The sequence below is a fragment of the Clostridium tunisiense TJ genome, assembly GCF_000300195.1.
Taxonomy (GTDB): domain Bacteria; phylum Bacillota; class Clostridia; order Clostridiales; family Clostridiaceae; genus Clostridium_J; species Clostridium_J tunisiense.
Map to the genome: position 1 here is coordinate 197,462 of NZ_AMQH01000006.1, position 17,689 is coordinate 215,150.

The 17,689-nt window shown below is 31.7% G+C and carries 15 protein-coding genes and 2 pseudogenes; all 17 read right to left on the reverse strand.

Going from position 1 to position 17,689, the window contains the following annotated elements:
- Positions 1–19: 19 nt before the first annotated feature.
- Positions 20–2,224: an FtsK/SpoIIIE family DNA translocase gene (locus tag C661_RS0106375; RefSeq protein ID WP_083861633.1), complete on the reverse strand. Its 2,205-nt coding sequence runs from the start codon at positions 2,222–2,224 to the stop codon at positions 20–22.
- 709 nt (positions 2,225–2,933) lie between these two features.
- A complete protein-coding gene (locus tag C661_RS0106380) occupies positions 2,934–3,671 on the reverse strand; it encodes a ClpP family protease (RefSeq protein WP_017414485.1) in 738 nt (245 codons plus the stop codon).
- A 104-nt stretch (positions 3,672–3,775) separates the two neighbouring features.
- Positions 3,776–4,963, reverse strand: a complete 1,188-nt coding sequence (dapG, locus tag C661_RS0106385; RefSeq protein ID WP_017414486.1) for an aspartate kinase — start codon at positions 4,961–4,963, stop codon at positions 3,776–3,778.
- A gap of 16 nt (positions 4,964–4,979) precedes the next feature.
- The gene (locus C661_RS0106390) at positions 4,980–5,255 is read right to left on the reverse strand and encodes a YlmC/YmxH family sporulation protein (RefSeq protein WP_017414487.1); all 276 of its coding nucleotides are present in this window, start codon (positions 5,253–5,255) and stop codon (positions 4,980–4,982) included.
- 258 nt (positions 5,256–5,513) lie between these two features.
- Positions 5,514–6,803 (reverse strand): M16 family metallopeptidase, encoded by a 1,290-nt coding sequence (locus C661_RS0106395; RefSeq protein WP_017414488.1) that lies wholly within the window; start codon positions 6,801–6,803, stop codon positions 5,514–5,516.
- A 526-nt stretch (positions 6,804–7,329) separates the two neighbouring features.
- Complete coding sequence (locus C661_RS0106400; RefSeq protein WP_017414489.1) at positions 7,330–9,438, reverse strand: polyribonucleotide nucleotidyltransferase; 2,109 nt, start codon at positions 9,436–9,438, stop codon at positions 7,330–7,332.
- Between the two features lie 92 nt (positions 9,439–9,530).
- On the reverse strand, positions 9,531–9,794 hold the full coding sequence (rpsO, locus tag C661_RS0106405) for a 30S ribosomal protein S15 (RefSeq protein ID WP_017414490.1): 264 nt from the start codon (positions 9,792–9,794) through the stop codon (positions 9,531–9,533).
- Positions 9,795–9,965: 171 nt separating this feature from the next.
- Positions 9,966–10,916, reverse strand: coding sequence for a bifunctional riboflavin kinase/FAD synthetase (locus C661_RS0106410; RefSeq protein WP_017414491.1), 951 nt, complete (start codon positions 10,914–10,916; stop codon positions 9,966–9,968).
- Between the two features lie 9 nt (positions 10,917–10,925).
- Positions 10,926–11,834 (reverse strand): tRNA pseudouridine(55) synthase TruB, encoded by a 909-nt coding sequence (gene truB / locus C661_RS0106415; RefSeq protein WP_017414492.1) that lies wholly within the window; start codon positions 11,832–11,834, stop codon positions 10,926–10,928.
- Positions 11,834–12,793 carry a DHH family phosphoesterase gene (locus C661_RS0106420; RefSeq protein ID WP_017414493.1) on the reverse strand — a complete coding sequence of 320 codons (960 nt, stop codon included), beginning with the start codon at positions 12,791–12,793 and terminating at the stop codon, positions 11,834–11,836. Before C661_RS0106420 ends, truB begins: the two co-directional genes overlap by 1 nt.
- Positions 12,780–13,145 (reverse strand): 30S ribosome-binding factor RbfA, encoded by a 366-nt coding sequence (gene rbfA / locus C661_RS0106425; protein ID WP_017414494.1) that lies wholly within the window; start codon positions 13,143–13,145, stop codon positions 12,780–12,782. The genes C661_RS0106420 and rbfA overlap by 14 nt, the downstream gene beginning before the upstream one ends.
- A gap of 18 nt (positions 13,146–13,163) precedes the next feature.
- Positions 13,164–14,930: pseudogene (infB, locus tag C661_RS0106430) on the reverse strand (translation initiation factor IF-2); the annotation flags it as partial.
- Positions 14,931–15,161: 231 nt separating this feature from the next.
- Positions 15,162–15,263, reverse strand: a pseudogene (locus tag C661_RS24560) (translation initiation factor IF-2 N-terminal domain-containing protein); the annotation flags it as partial.
- A gap of 8 nt (positions 15,264–15,271) precedes the next feature.
- The gene (locus tag C661_RS0106435) at positions 15,272–15,586 is read right to left on the reverse strand and encodes a 50S ribosomal protein L7ae-like protein (protein WP_017414496.1); all 315 of its coding nucleotides are present in this window, start codon (positions 15,584–15,586) and stop codon (positions 15,272–15,274) included.
- Positions 15,576–15,845, reverse strand: a complete 270-nt coding sequence (gene rnpM / locus C661_RS0106440; protein WP_017414497.1) for an RNase P modulator RnpM — start codon at positions 15,843–15,845, stop codon at positions 15,576–15,578. Before rnpM ends, C661_RS0106435 begins: the two co-directional genes overlap by 11 nt.
- Before the next feature lie 10 nt (positions 15,846–15,855).
- The gene (gene nusA / locus C661_RS0106445; protein ID WP_017414498.1) at positions 15,856–16,971 is read right to left on the reverse strand and encodes a transcription termination factor NusA; all 1,116 of its coding nucleotides are present in this window, start codon (positions 16,969–16,971) and stop codon (positions 15,856–15,858) included.
- A 13-nt stretch (positions 16,972–16,984) separates the two neighbouring features.
- A complete protein-coding gene (gene rimP, locus C661_RS0106450) occupies positions 16,985–17,446 on the reverse strand; it encodes a ribosome maturation factor RimP (protein ID WP_017414499.1) in 462 nt (153 codons plus the stop codon).
- Between the last annotated feature and the right edge of the window lie 243 nt (positions 17,447–17,689).

Sequence of the window (17,689 nt, forward strand, 5' to 3'; positions counted from 1 at the left end):
CCTCCTATTTTATCTGTTATTATCCTTCGTAATCATTTTCTCTTATAAGAATCTGTCTTGGTTTGCTACCATTCTTTCCTGATATCACACCATTTTGTTCTAACTGATCCATAATTCTTGCCGCTCTATTATATCCTATCTTTAACTTACGTTGCAATAGCGAGGTTGAAGCTTGACCTGTTTCTAGCACTACACTTATAGCTTCATCCAAAAGTTCATCCCCATCTTCATCCTTACCACTAGCATTTACTTCTATTTGATCAATTATTTCTTTTTTATATTCAATTTCTTCCACGCCACTTTTTATATAATCCACAACTCTTTCCACTTCTTCCTCTGAAACAAAGGCTCCTTGAATTCTAATAGGTTTTGCTTCACCAACTGGATAGAAAAGCATATCACCTTTACCTAGTAGTTTTTCAGCTCCTGATGAATCTAAAATTGTTCTAGAGTCAATTTGACTTGAAACGGAAAAAGAAATCCTTGAAGGAATATTTGCCTTAATAACTCCAGTAATTACGTCTACAGAAGGCCTTTGTGTTGCTATAACTAAGTGCATTCCAGCTGCTCTAGCCATTTGAGCTAGCCTTCCTATATAATCTTCTATATCATTTGGACATACCATCATTAAATCTGCAAGCTCATCAATGATTATTACTATCCAAGGAAGCTTCTCTTCTATTATTCCCTTATTAGCTAGTTCATTATAGCCTTCAATATTCCTCACATTATTATCTGCAAAAACCTTATATCTTCTTGTCATCTCATTTACTGCCCAGTTAAGAGCCCCTGCAGCCTTTTTGGGGTCTGTTACTACTGGAATCAAGAGATGAGGAATGCCATTATAAATGTTTAGCTCAACCACCTTAGGGTCAATTAATAATAGTTTTACATCCTCTGGTGAGTATTTGTATAATAAACTCATTAAAAGAGTATTAACACATACACTTTTTCCTGAGCCCGTAGCTCCTGCTATTAAAAGGTGAGGCATCTTAGTCAAATCTGCTACAATACAATTTCCTCCTATGTCCTTTCCAAGACAAAAGGCTAAATTTTTATTTGACTTACTAAACTCATCAACTTCTATGACTTCTCTTAAAAACACTGGACTTAAATCTTTATTAGGCACCTCTATTCCAACTGCAGCCTTTCCTGGTATAGGTGCTTCTATTCTTACTCCTGAAGATGCCAGGTTTAAGGCTATATCATCAGATAAATTAACTATTTTACTAACCTTTACACCTACATTAGGCTGAAGTTCAAACCTAGTTACTGATGGACCCTTAGTTACTTGAATAACCTTAGCTTCTACTCCAAAGCTCAAAAGAGTTTCTTGCAATTTATTAGCGCTGTTTAGGAGTTCTTTCTTATCACCTTTTCTTAGATTTAATGCTTCATTTTTTGATAACAACTCTATAGAAGGGTATTGATACTCATAATGAACCTTAGAGGTGGAAGTGTTAATTTGTATTTCCTCCTCGATCTCACTACTACTTACTTCTTTGTTAGCTCTATCTTCGGTATTCTCTCTTTTTTCAAGTTTTGGCTTCTCATAAACTTCTACTACTTCATCACTTTGTTCCATAGATTTCATGAAATCAATTATTTTTATTTTTTGATCTAACTTTCCTGAAAAATCTTCAGTAGCTTTGGGTGCTTCCTTAATTTGTTCTGCCCCCAATTCATTTCCTATTTTTATTTCATTTTTTACTGGTTTTTTATCATCAAACGACTGTTTGGCTGTTTTTACCAAATCTTTTATAGTTACTTCACTAATTAAGGTTATGGCTATTATGTATAAAGCTAGAAAAATAATATAACTTCCAACCTTGCCAAATAACTGATATAAAGGTACCGCTATTAATAGAGAAACTATTCCCCCATGGAAGGTACTATCTCCATTAAATTGCTTAACTATAGCATCTGCTAGGTACCCTTCCCTATAATATTTTGATAACACAAGCATTTCCACTACTAAAAGAGTACAAATTACGAATAACATTATTCCATAGAATCTTTTATTAAATCTAAGTCTTCCATTAGTTGAAATATAGTTTAACCCTATAAAAATAAAGAATACTGGAAAAATATATGCTCCAATACCTAACATACCTGTAAAGAATTTATTAAGAAAAATTCCAATAGTTCCTGACAATGAAGATGGATTTGAGAATAAAGCTGAAAAAAGGCTTAGTAATATAAGTACTCCTAAAGTAATTAACATTATTCCTGTTACATCAAAATTTTTTTCAACTTTTTCATGCTTATTGTCATTTATTTTTGTGGCATTGCTACGACTTTTTTTACCACTTGCATCCTGCTTCTTATCATGGTCCTTAGATTTTTTAGCCACAATATCACCTCCAACTTAAATACTTCTACATTAGCAATTAAATTTCCTTTATTTCTTTATTTATACCACATGAGAAATCAAAGTCAAGTTCTACCTTCACCTATCCCCGCTTAACTTCTCTGAGGCCCTAAAAACAAAATGTATACCCTCTCGTCTGTTTATATTATATAAAATCACATGAATGCTTACCCCACAAAAACACTATATTTTTCACTACTCCAAATTATGTTTAATTTCACCATTAACCCTGAAACTTAATGGCACATTATAATTATAGTCTAAAACCCCAAGTTTAAAATATAAAATTCAAATTTATTATATTTTATATTTTTGTACTTATGATTTATTAGACAAAATAAAACTAGCAAGGAAATTTTGCACCTTGCTAGTTTTATCTGCTTAATAATTAAATTTCTAATAAGTGTTACTTATAGGAACCCATAGTAAAGACTTAATTTATGAATTGAACCTACATTGGTTTCCTTAAGGCGTTTTGAAGATAAATAAAATAAATTTTTACCTTAAAAGCCTATATTATTATAAATTTACTTATTACATAACATATTAACTCCATACTATTTTAGTCTTCTCCAACTAATTCATTTAACTTATCTAAGGCCTGTCTAATGCCACCTACTTCATCAATTAAACCACAATCAACTGCCTGTTTTCCTATTAAAATTGTACCAATATCGTTAAGTAATTCATCAGTTTGACTCATTAAATTTCTAAAATCCTCATCACTAATTTTAGAAGTTCTAATGACAAATTCAACAATTCTATCTTGCATCTTCTTAAAATATTCAAAAGTTTGATGTACTCCTATGACAAATCCATTCATTCTAATTGGGTGAACAATCATTGTAGCCGTAGGAGATATGAAAGAATAATCTGCAGAGGTAGCAAGTGGAACTCCGATTGAATGACCTCCCCCAATTACAATAGAAACCGTTGGCTTACTTAAGCTTGCAATCATTTCTGCTATAGCAAGACCTGCTTCTACATCTCCACCAATTGTATTTAGCACAATTAATATTCCCTTTACTTTTTCATCACGTTCCATTGCAATAAGTTGGGGAATTACATGCTCATATTTTGTAGTTTTAGTTTGTGGATTGGATATATTATGACCTTCTATTTGACCTATAATAGGAAGTATCTGAATTCTTTCATCTGGATGAGCTACAGTCATTACTCCAACTTCTTTAAGATTGGATACTTCTTCGCTAGGCCCACTTTTTAATTCCTCTTTTTTTGCATCTTCTTTGTTATCATTTATCAATTTTTTTTCAGGGTTTTTTTTCTCCATTTTTGACATAATCATTCCTCCTAATTCACAAATATTGTGTGCATTAGGAGGAAATTATATACTTATGAGAAAAGCATTAAATAATGAAGGAGTTTATTTTCTTAACAAGAAGATTATCCAAGGTTAAATTCCTTATGAAGTGCATTTATAGCCCTTTGAGTATTCTTGGACTCTACTAAACACCAAATAGTCATATGGGAGTCAGCCGTTTGTAATACCTCTATCTTTTCCCTTGTTAACGCCTTTAGAATTTTAGCCATAACCCCTGGAATTCCTCTCATTTTAGAGCCTATTATAGCAATCTTGCTGCAACTTTCAATATGATTGCAGTTCAAGTTAATTCTGTTTGCTATTTCCTTAAACTTAGAAAGGTCATAACTCGCAATAGTAAATATTTTTTCTTTTGGAAAAACATTTATTAAATCTATGCTTATTTTCTCTTCAGCAAGTATATCAAACAAACTTTCATATGCTTGTTGGTTATTATCGCTGACTCTAATTTGAACTCTATCATTCATGTGAGTTATTCCTGTAATTATGCTATCACTGTCTTCAACATAATGAGATATAGTAGTACCTTCACAATCACTCAAAGTGTTCTTTATAACTAATGGAATATTATATTTTCTCGATATTTCAACTGCTCTTGGATGTATAACTTTAGCACCCTGATCTGCAAATTGGAATACTTCATCATAGCTTATATTTTGTATTAGGGTAGCATCAGATACGATTCTAGGATCAGCAGTCATGATACCATCTACATCTGTATAAATTTGAACCTCATCAGCTTTTAAAGCCGCTCCTAGTATAGCTCCAGTAACATCACTTCCACCTCTACCAAGAGTAGTTAAAAAACCCATTTCACTTACTCCTTGAAATCCAGCTACTACTGGCACTTTACCCTGATTCAACAGTTCTAATAGCTTATCTGGTTTCACCTCTAAGATAGCAGCATTATTATAATTATCGTTAGTTTTTATACCTGCTTGGCCACCAGTTAATGGTACCGCTAATATATTATCTTTAAACAGATCCTCACTAATTACTACTGTGCTTAGAATTTCTCCACAACCCATCAACAAATCTATTGCCTGAGGATTATTTCTTTTAAAATTTTCTCCAACTAAAGAAAGTAAAGTATCCGTAGCATATGGAGCACCTTTTCTTCCCATAGCTGAAACAACTACCACTGGGCTATAACCTTGCTCCAGAGCAGTTTTAATTTTTTTCACTACAAGTTTTCTATTTTCTTCACTAGATACTGAAGTCCCACCAAATTTCTGAACAAGAATCTTCATCGTCAAACCTCCAAATTTAAATGTGAGATCGTTTTAATGTTTCACCATCAATATCTATTATTATTGTTCTGGAGCCAATTTTTTTAACATACTCCCAAGGTACTTCTAACACATCAGCATTGCGGAATAAGCTAAATCCACCTTTAGATTCATTCAATAATAATAGCTTAAACTCACCATTTTCATCTACTACTATATCATTATTACCTAAAAAACTGTATTTGTCACCATCATTAATATTTATAATTTCATATTTTTCCATTTCACTAAGATATTTTATATTATCTTCCATAAAATCACCTCACAATAATTCTCATAAATTACTATGAGAATTATTGTGAATATATACCTATTTTTATATATAATTTAAATAATTTACATTTTAACCCTTATAAACTTTAGTTATACCCTCATAAACATTGTTTGCTTATGTACAAAAATTCATATCTATAAATCTGGATAAAATTATTACTTTATAATTTTATCCCTATGGAGTAGTTTTTTAATCTTGGCCTTGCATAAAGAAAATATATGAATTTATACTTATTCCCTATATTTTAGTCTTATCTAATTTAAATTCAACCAAGGTGTCTTTATAAATATCTTTAAGCAAAGTTTCATCCTTTCCTACAAAAGCACTATTATATATTCCTTTTCTGAAGGTCATATCCATCACAGCATCTACTTTATTATAATCAATGCTGTCTATTTTGCTAAGCACATCATTAGGTGTATTTATTTTATCCTTAAAAAGAACTGATTTACCATTACTAAACATCCTACTGCTAGTGCTTTCCAACCCTAAAATATAACTTCCCTTTAATTGTTCTTTAGCTTTCATAAGTTTTTCTGGAGAAATTCTATCAGTTGAAAATCTTTTTAGTTCATGATTAATAGTTTCTAAGGCTACCTTTATATACTGTGGATTTAATCCAGTATACACATTCACTGTTCCCACATTTATATGAGAAGAGATAAATAAATAGATAGAGTAGCATATTCCTAACTCTTCTCTGATCTTTTGGAACAGTATAGAAGAGGCTCCTCCACCTAAGATATTAGAAAGTAGTATAAGTGTATAAATATCATCATGACCAACTTCTAAACCAGGCATACCCAAAGTTACATGTAATTGCTCTATATCTTTTTTCCTAAAAAAATTAGTTTTTTTAATCTCTGGTGAATTATATTTTGTAATACTTTTATTTTTACTGTCCCAGGCTCCAAAATACCTCTCTACAACTTCTTTTATGGTTTTCATATCTACTTTACCACAGATTGATATAACACAATTTTCAGGTATGTAATAGCTTTGTAAATAATCAATGAGCATATTTCTATTAAAACCTCGTACGGTATGTTCATAACCTAATATTGGCCTTGAAATAGATTCTTGCCCCCAAGTAGCTATAGAGTGTAAATCCATTAACACATCTTCTGGGGAATCTTCACTCATATTTATTTCTTCTATAACTACACCTTTTTCCTTTTCAATTTCTTCTTCATTAAAATTGCTATTAAATAGCATATCCGATATCACATCTAACCCTAGCTCTAAATAACTATCTAAAACTTTCACATAGTAGCAAGTGGCTTCTTTACCAGTGAAGGCATTAATTTGCCCTCCAATGTCCTCAATAGCTTCAGCTATTTCTTTTGAAGTTCTTTTCTTAGTTCCCTTAAAAAGCATGTGTTCTATAAAATGAGATATCCCATTATTAAACTCATTTTCATTTCTAGATCCATTCTCCACCCATAGACCTACTGAAACTGAGTTAAATTGTTCAATATTTTCTACTACAACTCTTAATCCATTGTTAAGTCTAAATAAATTATACATATATTAATCCCCTTTACATAATAGAATAAAAAGGCCCTTTTCTATTATCTGTAGCTTTAACTAATACTATGTATACTATGATAGTTATTAGTTATTTGCTATAGACTATGACTTTTCACAGCTTCCTTCAACTAAAAGCTTCTCTTATTCTTTTTAATCAGCTTAATGTAACCAGAGTAGTTCATATAAAAATTAAGCTTCCTTTTATTTCTCAATAATTAAATAATGAACAAGTTCATTTTGTTAACAACTTTGGAAGCAGATTTAGACTGCTACCAAAGCAACTTATCTAGACTGAGCAACTGCCACTTTAGAAGATGGCAGACTTGAAGCTTCCAAAATGTTGTTAAACTTTAATACAACAAAAGCGTGTATTCACACGCCATTTTAAAAGAACGCAACTACTTGTAACTTTTTTACATCCATTCTAAAAAGTACTAATCACAAGGCTTTGTTATCATTATTATAAGTCAAAAAAAGTTTAATTTCCTATATAATAAAAAAAATAAAAAGGCATAATGCCCTTTTATTGCTCTGGTTTATTTTCTTCACTATCTTTTATAGCATCTTTTCTTGAAAGGTTTACTCTACCTTGTGAGTCTATTTCTGTAACTTTAACTAGGATTTCATCCCCAACAGAAACTATATCTTCTACCTTATTTACTCTTTCTGTATCTAACTTAGATATATGAACCAAACCTTCTTTACCAGGCATAATTTCTACAAATGCCCCAAAAGTTGTAATCTTAGTAACTTTACCTAAGTAAATTTCACCAACTTCTACTTCTTTAACAATATCTTTTATTATTTTTAGAGCAAGATTTGCACTTTCACTATCGTTAGACATGATAACAACTTTTCCATCGTCATTGGTATCTATTTTAACTCCTGTATCAGCTATTATCTTTTTAATAACTTTTCCACCAGGTCCAATTATATCTCTAATTTTATCTGGCTTAACTTGAATAACATACATTCTTGGAGCAAAAGGTGACAATTCTGTTCTTGGCTCTGGTATGCATTCCTTAATTTTATCTAAAATAAATAATCTAGCTTTTCTAGCATTTTCAATAGAAGTTCTGATACAGTATTCTGATAAACCTTTAATCTTTGTATCAACTTGAATTGAAGTTATTCCTTTTTCTGTTCCTGCTACTTTAAAGTCCATATCTCCAAAGAAATCTTCTATTCCTTGAATATCAGTTAAAACCTCTTCACTTGTTAAATCTTCATTGGTTATTAAACCCATTGCAATACCTGCTGCTGGTCTTTTAATTGGAACACCAGCATCTAATAATGCTAAAGTACTTCCACATACACTTGCTTGTGATGTAGATCCATTTGAGCTTAATACCTCAGATACAAGTCTTATTGTATATGGGAAATCCTCTTCTGAAGGAATTAGTGGTTCAAGAGCTCTTTCAGCTAAAGCACCATGACCTATTTCTCTTCTTCCTGGTCCACGTAATGGCTTAACTTCACCTACGCTATAAGCTGGGAAGTTGTAGTGATGCATATATCTCTTAGTTTCTTCTTCACCAAGACCATCTAGTATTTGAACTTCTCCTAATGCTCCTAAAGTAGCAACAGTCATTACCTGAGTTAATCCTCTTGTGAAAAGTCCTGTACCATGAGTTCTTGGAAGCAATGATGTCTCACAGCTTATAGGTCTTATTTCATCAAAAGCTCTTCCGTCTGGTCTTTTCTTATCTACTAGCATCATGTGTCTTACTATTTCTTTTTGAAGATTATAAACAACTTCTCCCACGTCCGCCATTCTATCTTCATATTTCTCGCCAAATTCTTCGTTAATTTTTTCCTTAATTTCATCAACTAAAAGGTTCCTATCACCTTTACTAGTTGTATACATAGCTTCTTTTAACATATCATAAGCAAAAGCTCTTACATCATTTTCGATTTCTTCATCTACTTTATGTAGCTCTGGAACTATTTTTTCCTTCCCAAATTTAGCTCTTGCTTCTTCTTGGAAGGCTACAAGCTTTTGACATTCTTGGAATCCAAAATTAATAGCATTGATCATTGTTTCTTCGGGTATTTCATCACCACCAGCTTCAATCATCATTACCCTTTCCTTTGTAGCACATACTGTTAAAGACATGGAACTTAGTTCTCTTTCTTTAGCAGTTGGATTAATAACGAACTTATCATCTATTAACCCTATTGATACAGTTCCAACTGGATCTACAAATGGAATGCTAGATATATATAATGCCATTGATGCAGCATTCATAGCTAGTATATCTGGTGCATTATCTTGATCCACAGATACTACTGTACAAACTACCTGCACATCATTTCTATATCCTTTTGGAAATAACGGTCTTATAGGCCTATCTATAGCTCTACCATTTAGTATGGCTTTTTCAGATGGTCTACCCTCTCTTTTTATAAATCCTCCTGGAATCTTACCAACTGCATACAATCTTTCTTCATATTCAACACTTAGTGGAAAAAAGTCGATTCCTGATCTTGGTTTTTCTGAAGCATTTACATTTACAAGTATAACTGTATCTCCATAATTCACAAAAATAGCACAGTCAGAGAGCATTCCTACTCTTCCAAACTCAACCTTCATCTGTCTACCTGCAATACTAGTCTCAATTGTGTTTATCATATATTGGCCTCCTTTCGCCCTTTAATAATATTATTGTCAAATATTTATAATTTATAAATAGTTAAAATAATAGAGCGGCTTTGCCGCTCTTACTATTTTCTGATTCCTAATTGAGCAATTATAGTACGATATCTCTCTATATCTTGCTTCTTAACATAGCTTAAAAGTCCTTTTCTTTGACCAACCATCATTAAAAGACCTCTTCTAGAATGGTGATCTTTTTTGTGAACTCTTAAATGATCAGTTAATTCTTTAATTCTTGCAGTTAATAATGCTATTTGCACTTCTGGAGAACCTGTATCTCCTTCATGTCTTGCATATTTAACCATTATTTCTTGTTTTGTTGCCTTATCCATCGTAAACACCTCCGAAAGTAAATCGCCAGATGCCATGTATTCCGTCGGCAATTCAGGAAACATAGCATAAGGTTCCTAAAGAATTATATCAAATTATTTCATACTTGTAAATTGTTATTTTTGTATATTATGATTAAATATCAAAATTTTATTTAAATTTCATCTAAATTTCTATTTCCAACTTAAATTATAGTTTGTACTTTTAGCAAAATTCTTATCAGCCTCAAGTTGAATCTTCAAATCCTCTATAGATTTAAACTTTTTCTCTTCTCTTATTTTGCTTACAAAATATATATTGACCTCTTTATTGTAAATAGATTTTTCAAAATCTAAAATATGAGTTTCAATACTTAATTTTCTTCCCTCTACAGTAGGATTATATCCAATATTAGTTATACCTTTGTAAAATTTATTGTTGTACTCTACATAGGTATAATATACCCCTCCTTTAGGAATTGTAAACTTTTTACTATAACCTAAGTTTATAGTTGGGAATCCTATAGTTCTTCCTATTTGCTTTCCTTTAATAACTTTTCCACTAAGCATAAAAGGCCTTTGTAAGAACTTATTTGCTCTTTCTATATTCCCCTCTTGAATATGATATCTTATAGCTGAGCTACTAACAACTTCATCTTCAACTATTACAGGTTCTACTATATTCAAAGTAAACCCAAGGGATGTGCTTAAAGTTTTCAGTAGTTCTACATCACCAAGATTCTTATATCCAAATCTATAATTAAAGCCAACAATAATCCCTGTCACATTATAGAAATGCTTTAGATTAAAAATAAACTCCTCTGGAGAAATTTTCATTAAATCTCTATCAAATTCCATAAAATTAACAATATCTACACCAAGACCTTGTAGAATCTCTACTTTGTTCTTATTATCCATGATAAGCTTAGGTGCCAAATCCTTATTAATAACAGTTAAAGGATGATTGTTAAAAGTACATACCATAGTTTTTGCATCTTTATTATAGTGTTTATTATATAGTTTTGTAGCTTCTATAGCTTTTTCAATGAGAGCTCTGTGACCTTGGTGGATTCCATCAAAGCTTCCTAGGGCTATAAATGTAGGATTTTTTATCTCATGCTTAAAATTATCTTTAATTACTCTCATAGTCTTCACTTAAACAAAAACTTTTAAAAGTTTTAATCCAATATCGCTATAGTACGCTATACCTATAAAAGTATTTTCCTCATTAAAAATAGTATAGTAAACAGACTTGTTTAAATCTTTCACTAATTTATTGTCTTTGACAGCTACACCATTAACTAATAATTTTTGAAACTTTTCATCTACAATTATTCTATGGTAATTTTCAAAGGTACTCTCTATTGGCAATAGAAAATCCTTAATATTCTCTTCATTCAACTGGTCAATATTAATGCTATCCTCTTTTACAAAGCTTCCTGTTCCATGTCTTTCTAGACTCCACATCATAGCTCCACAACCTAAAGCACTTCCTATATCATAGCACAAACTCCTGATGTAAGTACCCTTAGAGCATTTCACTAAAATCTTAACAATAGGTATCTTAATTTCTACTATGTCTATGCTGTAAATTGTTATCTTTCTAGGCTCTCTTTCTATTTCTATACCTTGTCTAGCCAATTCATAAAGTTTTTGGCCATTATGTTTTAAAGCAGAATACATAGGTGGAATTTGTTCTATCTCTCCAACAAAAGAATTTATAGCAGCTATAACTTCTTCTGATTGAAGATTTACATTTTTCTCTTCTATTATTTTGCCTTCTCTATCATAGGTATCTGTGACTACCCCTAACTTAAGTTCCGCTTCATAAATTTTAAAATCATCCATGATAAACTCAATAGCCTTAGTAGCTCTTCCAAGGCATACAGGTAGAACCCCACTAGCCTCTGGGTCAAGAGTTCCACAGTGTCCAACTTTTTTTTGCCTAGCAATTTTTTTTATTTTTCTAACTACATCAAAAGATGTAATTCCTGTAGGCTTATATACATTAATTATTCCACAAAGTTCTTTAGAACTCTGAGGTTTTATATTATCTAAAGTCATTATATCAACTCTTTTTCTAATATTTCCATGAGTTTTAACTTAATATCTGAAATACTTCCTTCAAAAGCAAAGCCAGCTGCTCTAACGTGTCCACCACCATTAAACTGCTCTGCTATAGTTCTTACATCCACCTTGTTTTTAGATCTTAAGCTAACCTTAACCACTTCATCACTCTCTTTAATTAATACAACTACTTCTACACCTTTAATCATTGATCCGTATGTAAGTACATCTGAAGTATCTGACTTTTCAAGCCCTAATTCCTCCAACATATGTTTTGTTATATACATAAACACTGCATTATCATTGAGTTCTAAAGTCATTGAATCAATTACTTTCCCATAAAGCTTTACTCTATTAAACTTCTTATTGTCAAAAATAGTTCTATGAATTTCACTAAAATCTATTCCTGTATTAATTAAATCTCCTGCAATTGTATGAGTGACAGAAGTTGTATTAGAATGTCTAAAAGATCCAGTATCTGTTAGTAGTGAGGTGTACAAAGATATACCCATAGCCTTAGTTAGTTTTACTCCTAACAGCTGTAACATTTGGTATATGATTTCCCCCACGGCTGCAGCATTAGTATCAACAAAATTATAATCTCCATATAATTCATTTGATAGGTGGTGATCTATATTAACCAAGGTATAATTTCTATTTTCCTTCATTATATCTGCATTAATTCTTTTAAAATCTCCACAATCTAATACTATTACTAAGTCTGTGCTTCCATCTACTACATATTTTTCTCCAGTTATCTCATTGCTACAAGGTAAATATTTAAAAGTTTCTGGAAGTACTTCTTTACATAAAATATGGACATTTTTATTAAGTGCCCTAAGCCCTTGTAAAAGGGCTGTGGCACTTCCTAAAGAATCTCCATCTGGGGATGTATGAAAGGTAATAGCAATGTTTTGGCTTTCTTTTATAGCCTTAAGAATATTATTCATTATCATCGCTATTCTTCTCCTTTATAGCTTCGAATAATGTGTTAAGGTGCTGAGCTTTATCTAAAGTTGCATCAAGTTCAATTAGTACTTGAGGTACATGTCTTAGCTTTACATTTTTCCCTATTTCTTTTCTCATAAAGCCTGTTGAACTTTTTAATGCATCTAAAGTATTTGCTTTTTGCTCTTCACTTCCAAAAATACTTACAAAAACCTTTGCATAGCTTAAATCTTTAGTTACCTCAACATCAGTTACGCTTACCATAGCAGTTAATCTAGGATCTTTTAGTTTGTTTTGTATTGTATTACTTACTTCTTTTTTAATTTCCTCATTAATTCTACCACCTCTATAATTAGCCACGTAACTCAACTCCTTATGTTATATTTGTTTAGGTTTAATTTCTTCCATAGTATAGGCTTCTATAATGTCGCCTTCTTTAATATCATTAAATTTCTCCACACTAATTCCACACTCAAATCCTGCTGCTGCTTCTTTAACATCATCCTTAAATCTTTTTAAAGATGCTAAAGTTGATTCAAATATTACAATGCCTTCTCTAAGCACTCTTACGCTACTGTTTCTTGTGATTTTACCATTTAAAACATAACATCCCGCAATTGTACCAACATTAGAAATTTTATATACTGCTCTAACTTCAACTCTACCAAGAACTACTTCTTTATATTCTGGTTCAAGCATTCCCATCATAGCAGCTTTAATATCATCTAAAGCATTGTATATGATTCTATAAGTTTTTATTTCTACGTTATCTCTCTCACCTACAGCAATAGCATTATTATCTGGTCTTACGTTAAATCCAATTATTATTGCATTTGAAGCATAAGCTAAAGATACATCTGTTTCAGTAATAGCACCTACTCCACCATGAATAACTCTTACTTTTACATTGTCAGTAGAAAGTTTTTCAATTGATTGTCTTATAGCTTCAACAGAACCTTGAACGTCCGCTTTAACTATAACACTTAGTTCTTTAACTTTACCTTCTTGAATTTGACTATATAAGTTTTCCATAGAAACTCTATTAGATGATTGGAAGTTTTCTTGTCTAATCTTTTCTTTTCTTGATTCAGCCATGTTTCTAGCTGTTTTTTCATCTTTAACTACAATAAATCTATCTCCCGCTGCTGGAACTTCAGAAAGTCCTAGCACCTCAACTGGAATAGATGGTCCTGCTGTCTTAATCTTTTTACCTTTATCATCAAGCATAGCTCTTATTCTTCCATAAGTTGTTCCAACGATTATAGAATCACCAGTGCTTAAAGTTCCGTTTTGAACTAATAGTGTTGCAAGAGGTCCTCTTCCTTTATCAAGCTTAGCTTCAACTACTGTTCCTTTTGCATTTCTCTTAGGATTTGCAGTAAGCTCTAGCATTTCGGAAGTCAACGTTACCATTTCAAGTAATGTATCTAATCCCTCTCTAGTGTGTGCAGATACAGGAACACAAATTGTATCTCCACCCCAGTCCTCTGATAAAAGTCCATGTTCTGTTAACTCTTGTTTAACTTTATCTGGATTAGCTGCTGGTCTATCCATTTTATTTATAGCTACAATCATAGGAACTTTAGCTGCTTTACAGTGATTAATAGCCTCTACAGTTTGTGGCATTATTCCATCATCAGCTGCTACAACTAATATAACTATATCTGTTATTTGGGCTCCTCTAGCTCTCATAGCTGTAAAAGCTTCGTGTCCTGGTGTATCTAAGAAAGTTACCTTTTCATCGTTAACATCTACAGTGTAAGCACCTATATGCTGAGTTATTCCACCAGCCTCAGTAGAAGTTACTTTTGAATGCTTTATAGCATCTAATAAAGAAGTTTTACCATGGTCAACGTGTCCCATTACAGTTACAATTGGTGGTCTTTTTTCTTCATTTTCTTCATTGTCTTCACTGTCTTCTACGCTTTCAGCATATACTTCCTCAGCTGCAAGCTTTCCAGCTTCTGCTTCTTTTAGTACTGCAAATGAACCAAACTTCTCTATAACTTTTTCAGCTATATTAAAATCAATTTCTTGATTCATATTAGCCATAACACCTTCAAATATTAATGCTTTAATTACTTCTGTCGCTGGTTTTTTTAATTTTTCTGCTAAATCCTTAACTACAATGGTACCTTCTAATTCTATAACTTCATCTACTGAATCTTCTATTTTTTTGTCCTCATCTCTCTTATCATTTAGGCCTCTTTTTATCTTACTGTTTTTTCTCTCTTGCTTCTTAATATCTTCATTAACTAACTCTTCATATTCTTCAACAATTTCTTTCTTGTCTTCATCTGAAGGTTTTTTCTCAGAGTAGAGTTCCTTTATAAGCTCTCCATCTTCTTCATCAATAACACTCATATGGTTTTTTGCTTCAATACCAAATTCCTCTAATAAAACAGTAATAAGTTCCTTACTTGATACTTCTAATTCTTTAGCTAATTCATATATTCTTAATTTTGACAAAACTTTCACCCCCGAATTTACGCTTGGTTCATTTCATTCCATAACTGTAATAACCTTTCGCTCATGTTTTTATCTTTTACACAAAGCACATTGATTTCTGGCCTTCCTAAACAATGTCCTAACTCATCCTTAGAAACATGTTCAATAATAGGAATGCTTCTGTCACTACAATACTTTCTAAACTTGTTTTTAGTGTTCTCAGCACATTCTAAGGATAAAATTGTTAAATAAACTCCATGCTTTTTTATATTCTCTTCGCACTTATTATATCCTTCTATTAGGTTACCTGATTTTTTAGTCAGTCCTAAAAATTGAAAAAATTTATTCTGCATTCTCTATCTCTTCTTTCAGCTTAGCATATATTTCTTCGCTAATCTTACTTTCTAAATTACGCTCTAAACGTTTGGTTTTTACAGCTTTTTCTAAGCACTCTGCACTTTTGCAAATGTAAGCTCCTCTGCCTGGTTTTTTTCCATGAAGATCTATAGATATCTCATTTTCTTTATTTCTTACAACTCTTATAAGTTCTTTTTTGGGTTTCATCTCCATACATCCAGTGCACATTCTTTGTGGTATCTTTTTAATTTTCATAAGATATCACCTACTCTTCAGAATCATTAACATCTTCATTTGTTAAAGATGCATTTGTTAAAGCAAGTTTATCTGCTTGAGACTTACTTTTTATATCTATCTTCCATCCTGTAAGTCTTGCTGCAAGTCTAACATTTTGACCTTCCTTGCCGATAGCTAAAGATAATTGATTGTCATCTACTACAACTTTAGCACTTTTATTATCTTCATCAACGCTTACGTCTATTATTTTTGCTGGACTTAGTCCATTAGCAATATATTCTTCTGGAAGTTTACTCCACTTTATAATATCTATTTTTTCATTTTTAAGCTCATTTACAATGTTTTGAACTCTTATACCTTTTGGTCCAACACAAGCCCCCATAGCATCTACATCTTCATCTTTTGAATATACAGCTATTTTAGTTCTTGAGCCTGCTTCTCTAGATATGCTTTTTATCTCTACTACTCCACTATATATTTCTGGAACTTCAAGTTCAAAAAGTCTTTTTACTAGACCTGGATGAGTTCTAGATACTACAATTTGAGGTCCTTTTGGAGTTTTCTTTACTTCTACAATATAAAGCTTTAACTTTTCGTTAAATTTATATTCCTCACCTGGCATTTGTTCGTTTGGTCCTAATACTGCTTCAAGCTTTCCTAAGTCAATAAATACATTGCCTCTATCTTTTCTTAGCACTGTTCCAGTTATAATATCAAATTCTTTAGTTATGAACTCATCATATATTATAGTTCTTTCTGCTTCTTTAATTCTTTGAATTACAACTTGCTTTGCCGCTTGAGCTGCAACCCTACCAAAATCCCTAGGTGTTACTTCAATTTCAGCAATATCTTCTAAAGAGTATCTTGGGCTAATGTCCCTAGCATCTTCTAAAGATATTTCAATTACATCATCATACACTTCTTCTACAACTTCTTTTAATGAATAAACATGTGTTTCCCCTGTTTCCCTATTCATTACAACTCTCACATTTTGATCCTTAGCATGTGACTTTGCAAAGTTTTTCTTATATGCAGCGACTAGTGCATCTTCTAGTGTATTGAATAATAACTCCTCACTGATACCTTTCTCAACTGCTAACTGTCTTATAGCATCAATGAATTCTTCTTTAAATCCCTCTCTCATTATTACTTCCTCCTTACAAAGATGGGTTTAGACTCACTGCAGAAACCTTTGATCTTGGTAAAACAACCTCGCTGCTTTCAACAGATAACACTATATTTTCTTCGTCAAAACTCTTTAATATTCCATCATACTTTTTCTTGCCATCAACTAAGCTATTTAGATTTACTAATACTGGATTATCAATATATCTACTTAAATGTTTTTCAGTATATAGTGTTCTAAACACTCCTGGAGAAGAAACTTCTAGATTATATTCCTCTGATATTGGATCTTCTACGTCCAAGACATCACTTATAGCTCTACTCACCTTTACACAACTATCTAGGGCAACACCATTGTCACTATCTATATAAATTCTAAAAATATTTTGTCCTGCTTCTTTCACATATTCTAGATAATAAAGTTCGAATCCGTTACTCTCTACTATTGGTAAGGCTAATTTATTAAGTTTCTCTATTAGTCCATTATTTTTCATAGTTAATACCTCCTTTTTAGTATTTTTCTACATTATGTGAATATTAAACCTATAAAGACTTCAAAATAAAAATTTTAATACATTCTTATAACAAAGCTCTAAAGAAACCGATATAATTACTTATCTAAGATAAGTTTTAGCTATAGTCTCCTATATTATAATTAAAACGCAACTTTTAGGTTGCGTTCTAATAAAGAGAGAGTAGGAATACCCTACTCTCTGAAACAAAATTATGTTAACTTA

Excerpts from the sequence above, each read along its gene's own strand:
- C661_RS0106375 (WP_083861633.1), bottom strand. The coding sequence starts at position 2,224 with ATGTTAATTACTTTAGGAGTACTTATATTACTAAGCCTTTTTTCAGCT.
- C661_RS0106395 (WP_017414488.1), bottom strand. The coding sequence starts at position 6,803 with ATGTATAATTTATTTAGACTTAACAATGGATTAAGAGTTGTAGTAGAA.
- C661_RS0106435 (WP_017414496.1), bottom strand. The coding sequence starts at position 15,586 with ATGCAGAATAAATTTTTTCAATTTTTAGGACTGACTAAAAAATCAGGT.
- C661_RS0106400 (WP_017414489.1), bottom strand. The coding sequence starts at position 9,438 with ATGATAAACACAATTGAGACTAGTATTGCAGGTAGACAGATGAAGGTT.
- rimP (WP_017414499.1), bottom strand. The coding sequence starts at position 17,446 with ATGAAAAATAATGGACTAATAGAGAAACTTAATAAATTAGCCTTACCA.
- C661_RS0106420 (WP_017414493.1), bottom strand. The coding sequence starts at position 12,793 with ATGATAATGAATAATATTCTTAAGGCTATAAAAGAAAGCCAAAACATT.
- rpsO (WP_017414490.1), bottom strand. The coding sequence starts at position 9,794 with ATGGATAAGGCAACAAAACAAGAAATAATGGTTAAATATGCAAGACAT.
- C661_RS0106390 (WP_017414487.1), bottom strand. The coding sequence starts at position 5,255 with ATGGAAGATAATATAAAATATCTTAGTGAAATGGAAAAATATGAAATT.
- C661_RS0106410 (WP_017414491.1), bottom strand. The coding sequence starts at position 10,916 with ATGAGAGTAATTAAAGATAATTTTAAGCATGAGATAAAAAATCCTACA.
- truB (WP_017414492.1), bottom strand. The coding sequence starts at position 11,834 with ATGACTTTAGATAATATAAAACCTCAGAGTTCTAAAGAACTTTGTGGA.
- rnpM (WP_017414497.1), bottom strand. The coding sequence starts at position 15,845 with ATGAAAATTAAAAAGATACCACAAAGAATGTGCACTGGATGTATGGAG.
- dapG (WP_017414486.1), bottom strand. The coding sequence starts at position 4,963 with ATGAAGATTCTTGTTCAGAAATTTGGTGGGACTTCAGTATCTAGTGAA.
- C661_RS0106380 (WP_017414485.1), bottom strand. The coding sequence starts at position 3,671 with ATGTCAAAAATGGAGAAAAAAAACCCTGAAAAAAAATTGATAAATGAT.
- nusA (WP_017414498.1), bottom strand. The coding sequence starts at position 16,971 with ATGAGAGAGGGATTTAAAGAAGAATTCATTGATGCTATAAGACAGTTA.